Here is a 17,093-nt window from a genome sequence, read left to right on the forward strand (position 1 = left end):
AGGGACCATGAATCAAGACGAGTTAATTGGATTTATTGGTACGTATACAAAGGGAGAGAGCGAAGGGATTTATCGGTTTATTTTAGATGTGAAATCAAAGGAAATAAGAGATGTAGAAGTGGTAGTACATATAGAAGATCCGACTTATTTTGCGATTCGTCATGATAATCAATATTTATATTCTGTTGCAAAGAACAATGAATTAGGCGGAGTGGTTAGTTTTTTGATTGACACGAACACAAAACAACTGACCGAATTAAATAGACAAATGGTTGAAGGAGCATCGCCGTGTCATGTGAGTATAAATTCAAAGGGTAATAGAGTGATGGCTGCAAATTACCATAAAGGGACACTCCAATCTTATGTGGTGAATCGAGAAAATGGAATAGTAGAAGAAGCATCGATTATTTACCATAGTGGTTCTGGTCCAAATAAGGAGAGGCAAGAAAAACCACATGTTCATTATGCTGGATTTTCCCCTAACGAAGCATATGTCGTAGCAGTTGATTTAGGCAGCGATCAGTTCATTACTTATAAAGAAAAAGAGGGAAGGTTAACAGAGGTACAGAGCTTATCGGTCCATCCAGGAAGTGGTCCAAGGCATCTTGTGTTTCATCCAAATGGTAACTATGCATATGTATTAACTGAACTGAGTTCAGAAGTCATCGTATTGACATATGATAAACAAAGTGGAAAATTTCAACAAATCCAATCTATTTCAGCTTTGCCTGAAGCGTATGGCGGAAGTAACTACGGAAGTGCGATTCAAATTTCTTCTGATGGGGCATTTGTATATGCAGCAAACCGTGGGCATAATAGTATTGCAATTTTTCGAGTCAATCAATATTCTGGAAAATTGACATTTTTAGAGGCTATATCAACGGAAGGGAATTGGCCACGAGATTTTACACTTGATCCTACAGAACATTTTGTTATTGTTGCGAATGAAAGCTCTAACAATCTTATTTTATTTTCTCGCAATAAGAATACTGGACAATTAACACTTGTACAATCGAATGTAATTGTACCTAGTCCAGTATGTGTGAAGTTTTTACATAAAGAATAAAAAGAAACCTATTTATCTGAAAAGAAAGATAAATAGGTTTCTTTTTGTGTGTTTTATTAAAATATTTCAAATCATTCTTGAAATATTTTTGTATTGAATATATACTTAATAACGATAATCATTATCATTATCAATTAGAATAAAAGATTACGGAATAGAGGAAGTGGGATACATGCAGTTTATTGTATGGTAGGGGATGTGTGATTAGAAAAAAGATATAGAATGCAAAGTATATCAATTTTTTGTGATATTTAATATTTGGGAGGAGAAGTATTCAAATGAACAAGAAATTATTTACACTAGGAATGGTGACAGTATTAAGTATTGGTCTTGCTGCCTGTAACAGTGCAGACAAAAGTTCAGGGGAACAGAAGCAAACATCGAAAGCAACAGAAACAAAAAAAGATGAGAAACGAAAAATTACATATTTAGGGAAAGAATATACGGTGCCTGCGAAAGTGACAAATATCGTAACATCTAGCTTAGAGTCAATGGAAGATGCAGCTGTTCTTGGTATTAAGCCAGTAGGTGCAATAACAGTAGGCGGGAAATTGCCTGAGTATTTAGAAAAAGATTTAGAAGGTGCGAAGTCTGTTGGGGAGAAAATGCAACCGAATTTCGAAACGTTACTTCAACTAAAACCAGATGTAATTACGTCTAGTTCAAAATTCCCGCCGGAAACAGCTGAGAAGTTTACAAAGATTGCTCCAACATTCCCAGTGTCACATATTTCAACAAATTGGGAAGAAAACTTGAAATTAATGGGAGATTTATCTGGTAAAAAAGATAAAGCGGAAAAAATTATTAAAGATTACAAAGCTGATGCCGCAAAAGCGAAAGAACAAATTGGTGATACATTAAAAGATAAAAAGATTCTTGTTATTAGACTAAGAGCTGGTAACTTATATCTTTATCCAGAAAGTGTATACTTCAATCCTGTTATTTATAAAGATTTAGGATTAACTGTTCCAGAAGAAATTCAGTCTGTAAAAGCACAAGAAGCAATCTCTTTAGAAAAATTAGCTCAGAGCAATCCAGATTATATCTTCTTACAATTTGAAAAGAGCGAGAATAAAGATAAACCACAAGTATTAGAAGACTTACAAAGTAATCCAATTTGGCAAAGTATCAATGCTGTAAAAGATAAAAAGGTATTTATAAATGCTGTTGATCCAATGGCACAAGGTGGTACTGCTTGGAGTAAAACAACGTTTTTAAAAGAAGCTGTCAAAAATTTATCTAAATAATTCAATAAGTAAGGTGCGTTGAATGATATGCGGAAAATAAATTCAGTACCAATGATAATTTTATGTTTCGCACCCATATTTATTTTATTTACAATGATGCTTTCTATTTTTTATGGGGCGAAAAATATTGATTTTGAAACAACTTGGAATGCATTATTTCATTTCGATTCAAGCAATGTAAACCATAATATTATTATTACTTCTCGTTTACCAAGAGTAGTTGCAGCTCTTTTAGTAGGAGCATTTTTAGCCATATCAGGAGCACTTATGCAGGGGATGACAAGGAACTATCTTGCATCCCCTTCTATTATGGGTGTAACAGATGGTTCTGCATTTGTCATTACCATTTGTATGGTGTTTTTACCAGGAATGTCTTCTGTTCAAATGATTTTATGTTCTATGCTTGGTTCGGCGCTGGGAGCAGGAATGGTTTTCGGCTTTGGTTCATTATTGCGAAATGGTTTATCACCAGTTCGATTAGCGATTATCGGAACTGTTATAGGCACCTTTTTAAGTAGTGCTTCGGCTGCAATTGCATCATATTTTCAAATTTCCCAAAATATTAGTATGTGGTATAACGCGAAGTTGCATCAAGTAGATCCAAATGTAATCAAATTAGCAATTCCTTTCGGGATAGTTGGGATTATGTTAGCGCTCATCATTTCAAAATCTATTACGATTCTTTCATTAGGAGAAGAGGTTTCTATTAATTTAGGACAACGAACAAACTTTGTAAAAATAACTGCAATTATAGCAGTTGTATTATTGACAGGGACAGCTGTTGCACTGGTTGGAAAAATCGGATTTGTAGGATTAATTATTCCACATATGACCCGTTTTTTAATCGGAGTGGATTATAAATGGATTATTCCTTGTGCAGGAGTCATTGGTGGTGTTTTTCTCGCTTTATGCGATGTAGTAAGTAGATTTGTAAATTACCCATTTGAAACACCAATCGGAGTTGTTACCTCTCTAATTGGAATTCCTTTCTTCCTTTATTTAATTCATACAAGAGGAGGAGAGAAACATGCTTAGAGGATTACATAAGCGTTATGTCATGACAATGGGGATTACGATATTTTTTATTTTGAGTGCCATTTATATGAGTGTAACGAATGGAACTTTTGATATTTCCATTATAGATGTATTCCGAACAATATTTCGGATTAATCCTGTACCTGAACATGACTTAGTTATATTTGATTTTCGGCTTCCGCGAATTATAATTGCGGCATTCGTAGGACTAGGTCTTGGGATTGCCGGCGCAGTGATTCAAGGGATTACAAGAAATGGATTAGCTGACCCTGGTATTTTAGGAGTTAATGCTGGAGCAGGAACGGCAATCGTTATTTTTATGTTTTTCTTTCAAGGACAAATGAAGAGTACAGATTGGGTTTCTATTATGATGATGCCATTGTTTGGATTAGTTGGCGGCTTAGGAGCAGCTATATTAATCTATATGTTTTCTTGGCGAAATGGAAGATTGGATTCACAGCGTCTGTTATTAACAGGAATTGCGATCGGATCAGGATTTGGAGCTTTCTCTACGTATGTATCGTTAAAAATGAAAGCAACGGACTTTGAAATGGCTGCTGTTTGGGTTTCTGGAAGTATATATAATTCAAACTGGCAATATATTGTTGCGATGTTGCCGTGGCTAATTATCTTAATTCCAATTGTGAAAAGAAAAGCGTACTTGCTTGACCTATTTCAATTAGAAGAAACAAGTATAACGAGTTTAGGAGTTTCGGTAGAGAGAGAAAAATCAATTTTACTATTAAGTAGTATTGGCTTAGTAAGCGCTTGTGTTTCTGTTGCAGGAAGTATTGGATTTGTAGGATTAATGGCACCGCATATTGCAAAACGTTTAGTCGGCATTCAACATAAGCATGTCATTCCTACATGCGGTGCAATTGGCATGTTACTTGTCATTGTTTCAGACTTTATTGCCAAAACAATTTTTACACCTGTAGAGTTACCAGTTGGAATTGTCATTTCCATTATTGGTGTACCATATTTTCTCTATTTGTTATACAAAGCAAAAGCGTAAGAGGAGGGAGAAATTGTGAAAGTATTACGTACAGAACGTTTAGAAACAAGTTATGAGAAATTGATAGTATTTCGTGATTTAAACGTAGAAATACAAAAAGGAAAGGTAACAACCATTATAGGACCGAATGGCTGTGGGAAATCTACTTTATTAAAAACAATGGGACGTATTGTAAAACAAAAAAGCGGTAAAGTATATTTGCAAGATCAAGATTTACATACGATTCCAACGAAAGAAATCGCAAAGCAACTCGCTTTACTTCCGCAAAATCCGATTGCGCCAGGAGAGCTGAAAGTAGAGGAGTTGATTTCTTATGGTCGTTATCCACACCGAAACAATGTGAATAAACGATCATCCAAGGATACAGAAATGATTGAATGGGCTTTGGAAATTACAAAAACAGCAGCATTTCGCAATCGTCAAATTGCAAATTTATCAGGCGGTCAAAGACAAAAAGTATGGTTAGCGATGGCGTTAGCACAGGAGACAGAAATTCTTTTATTAGATGAACCAACAACTTATCTTGATATGTCTCATCAATTAGAAGTGCTACAAATTGTGGAACGATTAAATAAAGAGCATCATTGTACGGTTATAATGGTTTTACATGATATTAATCATGCGGCGCGGTTTTCAGATGAGATTATTGCGATGAAAGATGGGAAAATCATGAAGACGGGAAGCCCTGTAGAAATCATTACAAACGACGTATTAAGAAGTGTGTTTCATATTGATGCACGCGTTATGATAGATCCTTACAATGGCGCCCCTGTATGTTTTGGGTATGATAGTGTTACGAAAGAAGAAGATACAGACTTATATGCGACAAGTTAAGAAAAGAAAAAAGAGAGGCGATAATCGTATGAATACACATATAGAAAGAGAAGATGTTATCGTTTCTGGAGCAGAGCAATGGGAGATGTATTCGGATATTGGGAAGCGTAAATATCGAATTTATATTTCAAAGCCTAAGCAGCCAGCTCCAGACAATGGATATCCTGTCATTTATGTATTAGATGGGAATGCATACTTTCAAACATTTCAAGAGGCGATGAAAGTTCAGTCAGGAAGGGCTGAAAAAACAGGAGTTCCCGCTTCTATTATTGTTGGGATTGGCTATCCAATTGAAGGGGTGTTTGCGGGTGCAGAAAGGTGTTACGATTTTACTCCTTATCCACTCTCAGTAGATGCACCGCCGAAGCCTGATGGGAAACCGTGGCCGAAGTCGGGAGGAGCAAGTAAGTTCTTAGCATTTATTCAAGAGGAATTGAAACCACAAATTGAGAAAAACTTTACTATTAATCAAAAAAAACAGACGATATTTGGACATTCATTTGGTGGATTATTTGCACTGCATATTCTGTTTACAAAAACCAGTGCGTTCCAAAATTATTTCATCAGCAGTCCCTCCATTTGGTGGAACAATCAATTGATTCTTGAAAATGAATTGAAATTTATAGATAAATGGAATCAAATGAGTGATGAGGTTCGAGTTTTTCTTACAGTCGGCGGAGCGGAAAGAGGCCATATGCTTCAAGATGCAAATGCATTATCAGAACGTTTATCCAAACTGGACAATCATAAGCTTCAATTTGCTTTTTATGAAGCAGAAGGAGAGAATCATGCATCAGTAGTCCCAGCGGTTTTAAGTAAAGGATTGCGCTTTGTAAGTAATATCCTTTAGTTATTCCTTTAAATAACTAAGAGATGTGTGAGTTATATATAATCATTATACCTTTCGTGCTATAAATCTATTAACTAGAAACTTTGAAACAAGCGAGTCGATTTTCTTATTTGAATCGTTTTATCTTCCACTTTTAAAAGAAGTAAGGGGAAGATGAAGCGTTTTTTCTTTTTGAGGAAAAATATCGTTCCCGTTTCTTCCGCTATTTGTGAGAAGTTATATTCCCATCTCAAGCAAAGAAACGAAATAGAAGTAAGTAGGGCTTCCCGTAAAAGCCCAATTGATGAAGGGTTTTATGGAATAGTAAGTGAAGGAATGAAATGATTCTTTTGACAAGGATCATAAGTTCTTGCTCTCCACCAATATGAATCATACAACTATTTTTGAAAACGTGGATGTATATAATAGAAGGAAACTTGTATGAAGAGTCTTATTAAGGTTTAATAATAGGAATGAAGTATTGAATTGAAGATGTTTATTAGAGTATATCTGTATGTATATTTTATACTAGAAATGTTATACTCCGAGTAGATGATATTACAATATAGATGGATTGGAAAATAAATGTATGAATGAATATCTATTTGTTAATACAATTGAAACTTTAAGAAGGTGATAAAATGAGCCATAATGAACAGAAAGCAGCTACTACGCATAGATCGGATAAAGAAAAAGAACAAATTATGAATCGATTAAAGAGAATTGAAGGACAAGTTCGAGGTATTCAAAATATGATTGAAAATGATCGATATTGCGTGGATATTTTAGTGCAAATTTCCGCCATTAATGCAGCGATGAAGAAAGTCGGAATGAGTATTCTCAAAAATCATACGCATCATTGTGTTTCTCATGCAATTCAAGATGGCAATGGGGATGAGGCAATAGAAGAGCTAATGAGAGTGTTTGAAAGGTTTTCGAAAGCGTAAAAAAAGCGAGCTAGTTCTTTACTAGCTCGTTTTTTTACTGATTATTTTACAGCTTCTTTTAATTCTTTTCCAGCTTTAAATGCAGGTACTTTAGAAGCTGCAATTTGCATTTCTTCACCTGTTTGTGGGTTACGACCTGTGCGAGCAGCTCTTTCACGTACTTCGAATGTACCAAAGCCGATAAGTTGTACTTTTTCGCCAGCAGCTAAAGTATTTGTAATAGATTCTACTACAGATTGTACAACGACAGTAGCTTCTTTTTGAGAGATTTCTGCTTTTTGTGCTACGTTTTTAATTAATTCTGTTTTATTCATTTTTTTCACCTCGTATGTAATACTATTTGTATTTGAGTTGTTATTATAACGCATAAAAGTGTGGAGAACAAGTGTACGCTGATAGATTCACAAAAAATACATTGTTTGTATTGAAAACAGCACTATTTTCCCCATTCATAAAGAGAATTATACCATTTGATCCAATATTTTATAAGTATGATATACGATTTACCATACGATAGTTTATGTCCATGATGTAAAATTGCTGTTTATAAAGCATAGATGATTGTATTTAAACAGATACCGATTTTTTTTCAGTAGATGCCGTTGTTATTTTCGATTGTTGTTTATAAGCTAGGAAATAAGGAAGAGCTACAAATAGCATACCTCCTACTAAATTCCCAAAAAAGACAACAATAAAGTTTGGAAAATAGTCTGCCCAAGTAAAATGACCAGCGAAGATCGCAGCTGGAATGACAAACATATTTGCAACAACGTGCTGAAAGCCTATTGCGACAAAGGTCATAACAGGAAACCAAATGCCGATAATTTTCCCACTAAACTCTTTACTTCCCATACTGAGCCAAACAGCTAAACAAACGAGCCAGTTACATCCAATAGCAGAAAAAAATGCTTGTATAGCTGTATCATGAAGTTTTGATTGTGCGATAGATACCGTTTTTGCTAAAAATTGTCCTTCAGTTAGTCCAACGATATGTCCAAAGAAATAAGCAACAAAGACAGCGCCAATAAAGTTACAGATTGTAATAATAAATAAGTTCTTTACAACGTTAAAAAAAGTAATCTGCTTTTGAAACCAAGCCATTGATATAGTCATCATATTACCTGTCACTAATTCGCCACCAGCAAGAATAACAAGAATAAGACCAACTGGGAAAACAGCTGCCCCTAGAAAAGTAGAAAATGACCCTAACGCTTTTGGCATTGTCCCAATCACACGAATATCAAGCAAATACCCTAACGCTATGAAAGCGCCACCAAAAAAGCCGAGAATAAGCATTGGAAATAGAGGTAGTAATGCTTTCTTCTTACCTGAATCAGCAGCTAAATTGGCAATTTCATGAGGTGCATAAACAGACATAAAAAATCCCTCCGTTGTTTCGCATAATCATCATGAATTATTAGAAGATATGAAAAAGGATTGTAAATAACAATGATGTCTTTTCAATTATTCTATATAAAATTTGTATCTATGCTATAAGTTAGCGAGATGAATAATGTATTTGTTCATAATGATTATACGTTATGATATAGAACAAATTATTGAATAAGAAAGACATCATTCAATATGTTATAAAATATGTATAAATTTGTCAATCTTGTTAGGTCGGTAAAAAATGAGGAGAGAATACTGTTTTATGCAATTTTTCTATAACATCATGCAAGTGAAACTTTAATCAGCGGGGGCTTTCTCCCCCACCGATTATGAGTCTGCCTTAAAATATCGGATAAAATCTACTAAACTGAGTTTTACTTGTAGCGAGACAATATGTTGTAGCAAACTTTAACATGCTGAGATATAAAGAAAGTATGTTATGAATATAAATAGAGAAAAGTTTCTAGAGTTGTAACTCACATTATTTTAGATTATGAAGTGTATCAAAGTATGTTCTATAAGTATTGGAAAATTCATAGTTATTTTTTGCATCCCAATTGATTGACCAGGCCATTAATCCGCGGAAAGCAGGATATCCTTCAGGATTAGATAATGTATATTTCCCACCAAAAGAGGTGCCTTTTATAATATAATCCAGCGCTTTCTTCATTTCGTTAGGTGAAATATATCCTCCGCTTGGAGCTGCTGCAGGAGCTGCAGGAAGACCAATCATCACTTGATCTGTTCGGAGAGCCGGGAAAAAGTTATTTGGGTTACCTGCTACCGGGAATCCGTGTAATAGCATGTCTGCCATTGCAACTTCATAATCGGCAGTTCCTTGTGTATAATGATTTCCGTCCATTCCTATTCCACTGCCAGCATTATAATGTTGAACATGAATGTAAGTTAATTTATCTTTAACACCATAAATAATTGGTAAATATGCGCCCCAAATATTTCCGTAGGCGCTAAAACCTCCTTGTACGTAAGCTGTTTCTGGCGCCATGCTTAGTAGAAAATCAGGACCATAATGTTCAGAAATGGACCGAATCGCTGATATGAGGTGAATAATTTGAGGTGTTTTTGGGTTTTTAAAGTCATAATCATCTCCATTTAATACAATTCCTGATTCTAAATCAATATCGATACCATCAAATCCATATTTATCAATAATTTTTTGTACTGAGTCGATAAAACGCTGTTTAGCAGCGACATCAGGTAGTAAAACGACTCCGTTTTGTCCCCCGATAGAAAGGACGATTTTTTTCCCTTTACTTTTCAAATAAGCGATATCAGCTATAAATTCAGATTCACTGCCATATGCTGGTGTAAATTCAATCGTCGCACGATCACTTCCCGTCTCCCCGAAGGAAACATTGATAACATCCCATTTCGAGGAAACATCTCTTAACTTAATGATGCCCGTTCCATTGTCGAAATTGTGCCAGTATCCAACAAGTAATTTAGAAGATAAAGTAGATGCTGTAGGTTGTAAAGGGATAGTCGTGAGGCTGAGTATAAACAGTACAGTACATAAGAAAAACTTCAAAGTCTTCAATGCAAATCACACTCCTCTAAAAAAAGTTGTCTAGATGTATTATCTTTATGTTTTGTATAGTGTATCTTAAAATTCTATTTCATGTAAGGTGGAACGAAATTTTATCAAGAATTGTTTTTAATTGAAGACAATAGAGAGTAAAGATAGAGCTCATGGACTTTTCTACTAACGAATTTGATAAAAGTGACTATGCTATTAACCCATGCATGGCTAGAAAAAATACATATGTTAGTAGCATAGCCAGTCTTATGGTTAAAAAGATACAAAGGAGAGAATCAGTATGAATAATTTCCAAAATGAAGACCCATGTCCAATTGAAGTACCTTGCGAAGTGACAGGGCAAAATAGAGTTCCACTGTCAGATTCCGAAGCAACGCCTATTCTTACTCCAGGAACACCGATTGTAAAAGTTCCAGTTGTATTAGCGGAAAGAACACTTCAAATTGTTGTTGAAGCGAATGTTCCATTAGATCCAGCAGCATCGGAGATTAAGCGTGTGTTAAAAAATGCATTTTTAACACAATGTAAATTAGTACCAGTAGCCTTTACTCCTATTCCTGGTACGAATTTTCGTCAAGTGACAAGAGCGAAACTATTTGTAGAAGGTTACATTCGAAAAAATATTGAATATGCTTCTGGTGATTGTAATGCGGCGCTACTTGATAGAATTGCACATATTCCGTTTTCTGGTTTTGCTGATTTAACAGAAGCAGACTTTTCGACACTGCCAATTATCGCATCTTCGTCTGAAGCTACTTCTCGCTTTATCAACCCTCATAATGGAGATTTGTCGCGACTTGACAAATACTACTTCGAAAATACTGTTTTTTATAATGAACAGCCATATTGTGAATTAATTAGTGCGGCTTTCTTTGAATTAGATTATTCACCTTGCCCAACTAATTTGAATGAGACGTTCACAGAGCTTCGAGAAAAAATCGTTTTAGACCTTACTGTAAAAGTATTACAAACACAGCAAGTACAAGTAACAGGGTTATAATGAAAAAGGACATTCTCTTTTTGTGAAAAGAGAATGTCCTTTTTTGCAGAGAGGGCATATATAACGTTGACAATAAATATATACATAATGATAAAGATGCGATTTCATTCATCAGTTAGGAAGTGATACATGATGAATAAACCATGGATGAATTATGAAGAGATGAGCAACATCATTTCTAAGCAAGCTGCTGTATGTAAAGTTGTACAATTCGCAGACAAAAAAATGTATCCAGGATGTGAGGGGTACTCTAAATTTGTTAAAACTCCTTTTTCGATTATGAGGGATATAAAAGATTTTCTTATGCCTCCCATTATAAATTGGATTGATGAAGAAATGTTTGTATATAAAAATCAAATATCCAATGAAATAGATTCACGGTTGGTAATTACGATTCAACAATATTTTGAACAGCCGCATTGCTATTTGAAATCTACAAAAATTGTGGAAGACCGATCTCTTATAGAAGTTGCAAATGATTGTACTACAAACAATATAAATACAGAAAAAGTGCAACAATCGTCTTTAACTTCTCTACATCAGATTGTTCCGCCAAAAGAAAATGAAGAAAAAAATCTTTATTTTCTCGCAACAAGGCTTCCAGTTCTGTTAGGAGATTATAAAATAGAGTTAGCCTTAGAAGAAACGGTAACATTTCCTGGAAAGGTAGAAATAAGAGGGATCTCAAAGAATATTGTTGTAACGAGCAGTGAATTTATTCCAAAAGAAAAACTTAGGTCACATAAATATGTAAATAAAATGAAAGCAGGTAAGCTTTGGATTGAAGGATATGTGTTGCAACAGATTGATTACAAAATGCATTCAAAATATGCTCAAAGGTATCAAATGAAACAAAAGATGTTTGTAGAGCTAAGAGTGCAATTGTTACAAAAACAAGAGGTGCAGTTGGAGGATATAAAAACAATATTTTCATAGTGGATATAAGGCAATTTTCTTGACTTTTTATGTAGATATGAGGAAAATAGTTGAAAAGAAGGGGGGATGATGATGGAAGAGTGCGTATTAGAGCTCTATAACATGTTATATACGACAGATTGGCAAGATGTTATTTCCTTTCTGGGAATATTGTTTTGTATGAAGATTGTTCTTTTATATATGGAAGAGCATAATATGTTCTATTCTTTCTCATCCCTGTCGGATTTACAGCAGGAGCCGATTTTCAAGTATGTCAATATACGTAATCGGGAACAGCCGTTTATCCTATTCTTTATGATTCGCTTTATCACAGCAATTGTAAAGAAAAAGGAAAGCGAAGAAGAAGACTGTGATTATCCGCCTTGTAATATAGCGCATGCTTTATAAGCTTAAATATGAGGAGGAGATTTACATGTGGTTTCGATTTCTTATGATTGGTTTCTTTTCAGCAACAGCCATTTTATTAATGGGATATCAAGTGTCTGAAATTTTTCAAGCGTATAGCGATATGTTTTTTAATAAAAACTAATCGCATTGCTATTTCAGCTCATAAGCGATAAAATCCTTCTTAAGAAAGAGAGTTAAGAAGGATTTTTTTCTTTCTTGAACTTGTTTGTGTCAAAGTATTGTCACATTTTCACTGTGCATAATATGTTAAAATAGTGAAGTTCATGATACATATGGAAAAGAAGAGGGAGTGAACAAATTGGCGGATCATTCAACAAATCAGAAAAGCTATGCTTCTATTGTGATAACGCTTTCTATAGTTGTTAATGCGATTATTTTATTTTTATTTTTTGGACCTGTAGGTTATAAAGGAGAAGTCCATTTTGATGTAACGATTTTACCGATGTTAAATGCCATTTTTAACAGTTTTACATTTGTTTTTTTATTAGCAGGATTATTCTCCATTATTAAGAAAAATGTAAAAATGCATCGCGGCTTTATTCTTGCGGCATTTACGACAACTTTGCTATTTTGTGTATCGTATTTAACGTATCATTACTTAGCGCCAGCAACACATTTTGGAGGAGAAGGTGTCATTAAATATGTATATTTCTTTATTTTAATTACACATATTTTTCTGGCGGCCATTATCGTACCACTCGCTTTATTCTCACTTGTGTTCGGGTTTACAAACCAATTAACACGCCATCGTAAAATTGTACGTTGGACGATGCCAATCTGGTTATATGTAAGTCTTTCGGGTGTTATTGTGTACTTAATGATTTCACCTTATTATTAATAAAAAATCTCAGCTATTGAAAAGGCTGAGATTTTTTTGTGGAAAGAGAATATTCTGAACGATAAGAAAAAAGGGGATATGCAAAAGTATAGCTGTTTTTAATAAAGAAGAAGGTTCATTTGTTATTATGTTCATGAATAAACTGCCGTTATATATTCTTTCTAGCATAATGGAATCTATAATTTCCGCTCTTATGATAGGAAGAGAGAAAAAGAAAATATAATAAAAATACAAAGAACGGCTATTTAGTAAAGTAGCTGTTCTTTTTGTAACTGCATATGTAATATTTTCCTTTTGGTTTGTAATAAAAAGGTAATAATGTTTTGTTTCATGTAAAAAAATATGTAAAAAAATAGGATGGAAATCTATTAAAAGTGATGTGAAACAAGGTAGAAAGGTAATTTTTTATATTCAAATGTATATTACAGACTATTAATAGTTTGTTACGAATCGTTTGTAATTGTGTGATTTTCTCCATTAAAAAAAATCTGTTGTTATAATGAGGACACAAAAACAAAGCGAATGGAGGCTATTCATGAAAAAATTAGTTGGTATAGCAATAGCGGCGTTTTTTGGTTTTGGAATTTATGATTCTTCTGCTAAGGCGGAAACGGTTGTAACAACAGATGTACTCAATGTACGAGAAAACCCAACCACGGAATCAAAAGTTGTAGGAAAAGTATTAAAAGGTCATGAACTACATGTTGCAAATACAGAAAACGGATGGTCACAAATTAAATGGAATGGGAAGGATGTATTCGTAAGCGCAGCGTTTACGAAAAATATTTATTATGTAACTGCAAATGCATTGAACGTACGTGCAGGAATGAGCGCAAGTTCAGACATTCTCGGTACGTTAAAGAAAGATGATTTGATTGAAACAACGAATCAAATACAAAATGGTTGGCTACAATTTAATTATAATGGAAAAACAGCTTATGTTTATGCTCCTTTCTTAACAGGGAAAGCGCCTGTAAAAGTTGTAACACCTGTAAAGGAAAAAGCGCCAGTAAAACAAGTGCAAACAAAGACGCAAGTAGTACAATCAAAACCAGTAGTACAAGAAAAAGAACAGACACAAGTAGCACAATCAAAACCGGTGGTACAAGAAAAAGAACAGACGCAGGTAGCGCAATCAAAACCGAAAGCTACAAGTACACCTTCAGGTGGACGTGAACTAACGGTTGAAGCTACAGCATATACAGCTCATCCAAGTGAAAATGGTACATATGGCGGTCGAGTATTAACAGCAATGGGTCATGATTTAACAGCCAACCCGAATATGAAGGTGATTGCTGTTGATCCGAATGTAATTCCGTTAGGATCAAAAGTATGGGTAGAAGGGTATGGAGAAGCGATTGCTGGTGATACTGGCGGTGCAATTAAAGGCAACCGTATTGATGTGTTAGTTGGCTCTGATGGAACTGCTGATCAATGGGGACGTAAACATGTGAAAGTGAAAATTATAAAATAATATATAATGAAAAAATCTGTCAGAAATTTTCTGACAGATTTTTTGGTATATTAAAAGGGATATATAGTTCGACCGGTAATAATTTTATACATGCTACAAAATTGATTTTGTATATATTGTAGTGAATGGGGGGATAATGAATCTTCATCAATTACTGTATGAAAGGAACGAAGCAGACAGTTTAACGCAAAATATAATTCTTCCTTGGTGCAATCTTTTTCTTTTGTTGATGTAGCAAGAATAAGTTCGTTTGTTAATTTTGCAAAATCAATAGGGGCTTGTCTTACATTCATACTATCCTCTCCGATCATATTTTTTATCATATATATGAAGAAGTGGAGAAATTATGTCTATTGTAAGAGTTTTATTAATGTAATTTCATTTACCGTAGTGAAAGACCTTGCATTTTAGCAGTTAAAATTGGTAAGATTGGATATAATGACGAAATGGAGTATATTACATAAAGAGAGTTGAAATATATGGGAGAAAAGCAACGTGAGAAAGTTGTTGTCATCATTGGCCCGACAGCTGTAGGAAAGACGAAGCTTAGTATTGAACTTGCAAAAGCATTGAATGGTGAAATTATTAGCGGAGACTCTATGCAAATTTATCGTACGATGGATATTGGGACCGCTAAAGTAACAGCTGATGAAATGGAAGGGATTCCGCATTATATGGTTGATATTAAGGATCCGGAAGATTCGTTTTCTGTAGCGGAATTTCAAGAGCTTGTTCGCGGACATATTCGAGAAATTACAAAACGTGGGAAATTGCCGATTATTGTTGGCGGAACGGGCCTTTATATCCAATCTGTTCTATATGATTATCAATTTACAGATGAAGCAGGAGATGCTGCGTACAGAGAGAAAATGGAAAAGTTAGCTGAAGAACAAGGTGCAGAATTTGTACATAAAAAGTTAGAAGAAGTAGATCCAGAAAGTGCAAAGCGTATTCATGCTAACAATGTAAGGCGCGTGATTCGAGCGCTGGAAATTTTCCATACAACCGGGCAAAAAATGAGTGAGCAACTTGAAAAACAAAAACATGAATTATTATATGATGTTGTCTTAATTGGCTTGACAATGGATCGTACAATGCTATATGATCGCATCAACTTACGTGTTGATCTTATGATGGGACAAGGGTTAGAGCAAGAAGTGAAACGCTTATATCAAAATGGTGTACGAGATTGTCAATCGATTCAAGCAATTGGTTATAAAGAGCTATATCGTTATTTTGCAGGAGCTGTCTCGTTAGAAGAGGCGATATCACAACTGAAAACAAATTCACGTCGATATGCGAAACGTCAATTAACTTGGTTTCGTAATAAAATGGATGTGGCATGGTTTGATGTTACAGATGGTGAAAAAACAGCAGAAATTTTGCGATATGTAGAAGGAAAGCACCAACTAAAGTCGAATAATAATTAAGTAGAGAAAAAGAGGAGGATTCGACATGAAGCAATCAATCAATATTCAAGATCAATTTTTAAATCAACTACGTAAAGAAAATACGTTTGTGACGCTGTACTTATTAAATGGTTTCCAGCTTCGTGGATTAATTAAAGGATTTGATAACTTTACAGTTTTATTGGAAACAGAAGGTAAGCAACAGCTTATTTATAAACATGCCATTTCTACATTTATGCCTCAAAAGAATGTTTCAATTGAATTAGAATAGTAAATAAATGTACATAACAAAAAAAGAGCGAGAGTTGAAGTGACCCCTAAAAGTTAGACACGGTTATTTCATTAGGCAGCTTGATAAAAATGAGTTCGGTATTGTACCGGACTCATTTTTAATTTTGCCTTAATCCGTTTCGTATTATAATAATCTATATATTTTTCTAATTCTATTTTAAAATGCTCTACACTTTCAAATTCTTTTATGTAGAGGAACTCCGACTTCATAATCCCAAAGAAATTCTCTATTACTGCGTTGTCGTAACAGTTTCCTTTTCGAGACATACTCTGTACGATACCCCTTGATTCAAGTGTACGGACGTATTGTCTTATTTGATAATGCCATCCTTGATCCGAATGCATTAGTAGCTGGTGGTTTTCAGGTAAACGTTCTAATGCTTTCTCTAACATCTCTGAAACAAGTGAATACGTCGGTCTAGAACCAATTGTATAGGTAATAATTTCACCATTATACAAGTCTAATACAGGTGATACATACAGTTTCTCTCCAAACAATTTAAACTCTGTGATGTCCGTTACCCATTTTTGATTCGGGGCATCTGTATAAAAATTACGCTCTAAAATATTAGGTGCAATTTTACCGACTTTCCCTTTATAGGATTTATATTTCTTCATACGCACAACACACTTTAATCCAAGCTCTTTCATAATGCGCTGAACCTTCTTGTGATTCACTTTTTGACCACGATTCGTTAACTCATCACGAATGCGACGGTAGCCATAACGACCTTCATTTTCCTCATAAATCGCTTTAATTTCAGCTTTCAAATCGGCATCTTGATCCGGACGATTCATTTTCTTTACTAAATCA

Annotated in this window: 19 protein-coding genes; 14 read left to right on the plus strand and 5 right to left on the minus strand. The window is 34.5% G+C overall.

The window, feature by feature from the left end; all coding sequences use genetic code 11:
* The first annotated feature begins 7 nt into the window (after positions 1-7).
* The 7 genes from MR058_RS14165 (at position 8) to MR058_RS14195 (ending at position 6,973) form a co-directional block, all read left to right on the plus strand.
* Complete coding sequence (locus MR058_RS14165) at positions 8-1,066, plus strand: lactonase family protein (RefSeq protein ID WP_242144596.1); 1,059 nt, start codon at positions 8-10, stop codon at positions 1,064-1,066.
* A gap of 278 nt (positions 1,067-1,344) precedes the next feature.
* Complete coding sequence (locus MR058_RS14170; RefSeq protein ID WP_242144597.1) at positions 1,345-2,313, plus strand: iron-hydroxamate ABC transporter substrate-binding protein; 969 nt, start codon at positions 1,345-1,347, stop codon at positions 2,311-2,313.
* Positions 2,314-2,340: 27 nt separating this feature from the next.
* Positions 2,341-3,348, plus strand: coding sequence for a FecCD family ABC transporter permease (locus MR058_RS14175; protein WP_242144598.1), 1,008 nt, complete (start codon positions 2,341-2,343; stop codon positions 3,346-3,348).
* A 22-nt stretch (positions 3,349-3,370) separates the two neighbouring features.
* Positions 3,371-4,363, plus strand: coding sequence for a FecCD family ABC transporter permease (locus MR058_RS14180; protein WP_396021448.1), 993 nt, complete (start codon positions 3,371-3,373; stop codon positions 4,361-4,363).
* 15 nt (positions 4,364-4,378) lie between these two features.
* Positions 4,379-5,197: an ABC transporter ATP-binding protein gene (locus MR058_RS14185; RefSeq protein ID WP_242144600.1), complete on the plus strand. Its 819-nt coding sequence runs from the start codon at positions 4,379-4,381 to the stop codon at positions 5,195-5,197.
* A gap of 28 nt (positions 5,198-5,225) precedes the next feature.
* Positions 5,226-6,047 carry an alpha/beta hydrolase gene (locus tag MR058_RS14190; RefSeq protein ID WP_242144601.1) on the plus strand — a complete coding sequence of 274 codons (822 nt, stop codon included), beginning with the start codon at positions 5,226-5,228 and terminating at the stop codon, positions 6,045-6,047.
* Between the two features lie 620 nt (positions 6,048-6,667).
* Entirely contained in the window at positions 6,668-6,973 is a 306-nt protein-coding gene (locus MR058_RS14195) for a metal-sensing transcriptional repressor (RefSeq protein WP_242144602.1), read from the plus strand.
* 41 nt (positions 6,974-7,014) lie between these two features.
* Here MR058_RS14195 and MR058_RS14200 read toward each other — a convergent pair whose 3' ends face one another.
* From MR058_RS14200 to MR058_RS14210, 3 genes are all read right to left on the minus strand, one after another.
* Positions 7,015-7,287: an HU family DNA-binding protein gene (locus MR058_RS14200; RefSeq protein WP_242144603.1), complete on the minus strand. Its 273-nt coding sequence runs from the start codon at positions 7,285-7,287 to the stop codon at positions 7,015-7,017.
* Between the two features lie 253 nt (positions 7,288-7,540).
* On the minus strand, positions 7,541-8,350 hold the full coding sequence (locus tag MR058_RS14205; protein ID WP_242144604.1) for a formate/nitrite transporter family protein: 810 nt from the start codon (positions 8,348-8,350) through the stop codon (positions 7,541-7,543).
* A 496-nt stretch (positions 8,351-8,846) separates the two neighbouring features.
* The gene (locus MR058_RS14210; protein ID WP_396021447.1) at positions 8,847-9,923 is read right to left on the minus strand and encodes a chitinase; all 1,077 of its coding nucleotides are present in this window, start codon (positions 9,921-9,923) and stop codon (positions 8,847-8,849) included.
* Positions 9,924-10,203: 280 nt separating this feature from the next.
* Between MR058_RS14210 and MR058_RS14215 the strand changes: the two genes are divergently transcribed.
* The 5 genes from MR058_RS14215 to MR058_RS14235 all read left to right on the plus strand — a co-directional run bounded on the left by MR058_RS14215 (position 10,204) and on the right by MR058_RS14235 (position 14,579).
* Positions 10,204-10,923 (plus strand): CsxC family protein, encoded by a 720-nt coding sequence (locus MR058_RS14215; RefSeq protein WP_242144605.1) that lies wholly within the window; start codon positions 10,204-10,206, stop codon positions 10,921-10,923.
* Positions 10,924-11,055: 132 nt separating this feature from the next.
* Positions 11,056-11,859: a DUF7852 domain-containing protein gene (locus MR058_RS14220; RefSeq protein WP_242144606.1), complete on the plus strand. Its 804-nt coding sequence runs from the start codon at positions 11,056-11,058 to the stop codon at positions 11,857-11,859.
* Between the two features lie 66 nt (positions 11,860-11,925).
* A complete protein-coding gene (locus tag MR058_RS14225) occupies positions 11,926-12,246 on the plus strand; it encodes a hypothetical protein (protein ID WP_242144607.1) in 321 nt (106 codons plus the stop codon).
* Positions 12,247-12,565: 319 nt separating this feature from the next.
* Positions 12,566-13,105, plus strand: coding sequence for a DUF420 domain-containing protein (locus MR058_RS14230; protein WP_242144608.1), 540 nt, complete (start codon positions 12,566-12,568; stop codon positions 13,103-13,105).
* 535 nt (positions 13,106-13,640) lie between these two features.
* Positions 13,641-14,579, plus strand: a complete 939-nt coding sequence (locus tag MR058_RS14235) for a 3D domain-containing protein (protein ID WP_242144609.1) — start codon at positions 13,641-13,643, stop codon at positions 14,577-14,579.
* Positions 14,580-14,629: 50 nt separating this feature from the next.
* Here the strand turns inward: MR058_RS14235 and MR058_RS14240 are convergent, their stop codons facing one another.
* Entirely contained in the window at positions 14,630-14,872 is a 243-nt protein-coding gene (locus MR058_RS14240; protein WP_242144610.1) for a hypothetical protein, read from the minus strand.
* Positions 14,873-15,058: 186 nt separating this feature from the next.
* Here MR058_RS14240 and miaA point away from each other — a divergent pair, with 186 nt between their 5' ends.
* Both miaA and hfq read left to right on the plus strand, forming a co-directional pair.
* Entirely contained in the window at positions 15,059-16,009 is a 951-nt protein-coding gene (gene miaA, locus MR058_RS14245) for a tRNA (adenosine(37)-N6)-dimethylallyltransferase MiaA (protein WP_242144611.1), read from the plus strand.
* 25 nt (positions 16,010-16,034) lie between these two features.
* A complete protein-coding gene (gene hfq / locus MR058_RS14250; protein WP_242144612.1) occupies positions 16,035-16,259 on the plus strand; it encodes an RNA chaperone Hfq in 225 nt (74 codons plus the stop codon).
* A gap of 71 nt (positions 16,260-16,330) precedes the next feature.
* On the opposite strand, the gene MR058_RS14255 is transcribed toward hfq, so the two are convergent.
* Positions 16,331-17,093, minus strand: a 763-nt coding sequence (locus tag MR058_RS14255; RefSeq protein ID WP_242144613.1) for an IS3 family transposase, incomplete at its 5' end; no start/stop codon positions are given.

Origin of the sequence: Bacillus cereus group sp. BfR-BA-01430, assembly GCF_022663115.1 — a bacterium.
GTDB classification, from domain to species: Bacteria; Bacillota; Bacilli; order Bacillales; family Bacillaceae_G; genus Bacillus_A; species Bacillus_A cereus_BD.

Bases quoted from the DNA above. Each gene is read 5' to 3' on its own strand.
- MR058_RS14165 (WP_242144596.1), top strand. From the start codon at position 8: ATGAATCAAGACGAGTTAATTGGATTTATTGGTACGTATACAAAGGGA.
- MR058_RS14170 (WP_242144597.1), top strand. From the start codon at position 1,345: ATGAACAAGAAATTATTTACACTAGGAATGGTGACAGTATTAAGTATT.
- MR058_RS14175 (WP_242144598.1), top strand. From the start codon at position 2,341: ATGCGGAAAATAAATTCAGTACCAATGATAATTTTATGTTTCGCACCC.
- MR058_RS14180 (WP_396021448.1), top strand. From the start codon at position 3,371: ATGACAATGGGGATTACGATATTTTTTATTTTGAGTGCCATTTATATG.
- MR058_RS14190 (WP_242144601.1), top strand. From the start codon at position 5,226: ATGAATACACATATAGAAAGAGAAGATGTTATCGTTTCTGGAGCAGAG.
- MR058_RS14195 (WP_242144602.1), top strand. From the start codon at position 6,668: ATGAGCCATAATGAACAGAAAGCAGCTACTACGCATAGATCGGATAAA.
- MR058_RS14200 (WP_242144603.1), bottom strand. From the start codon at position 7,287: ATGAATAAAACAGAATTAATTAAAAACGTAGCACAAAAAGCAGAAATC.
- MR058_RS14205 (WP_242144604.1), bottom strand. From the start codon at position 8,350: ATGTCTGTTTATGCACCTCATGAAATTGCCAATTTAGCTGCTGATTCA.
- MR058_RS14215 (WP_242144605.1), top strand. From the start codon at position 10,204: ATGAATAATTTCCAAAATGAAGACCCATGTCCAATTGAAGTACCTTGC.
- MR058_RS14220 (WP_242144606.1), top strand. From the start codon at position 11,056: ATGAATAAACCATGGATGAATTATGAAGAGATGAGCAACATCATTTCT.
- MR058_RS14225 (WP_242144607.1), top strand. From the start codon at position 11,926: ATGATGATGGAAGAGTGCGTATTAGAGCTCTATAACATGTTATATACG.
- MR058_RS14235 (WP_242144609.1), top strand. From the start codon at position 13,641: ATGAAAAAATTAGTTGGTATAGCAATAGCGGCGTTTTTTGGTTTTGGA.
- MR058_RS14240 (WP_242144610.1), bottom strand. From the start codon at position 14,872: ATGAATGTAAGACAAGCCCCTATTGATTTTGCAAAATTAACAAACGAA.
- miaA (WP_242144611.1), top strand. From the start codon at position 15,059: ATGGGAGAAAAGCAACGTGAGAAAGTTGTTGTCATCATTGGCCCGACA.
- hfq (WP_242144612.1), top strand. From the start codon at position 16,035: ATGAAGCAATCAATCAATATTCAAGATCAATTTTTAAATCAACTACGT.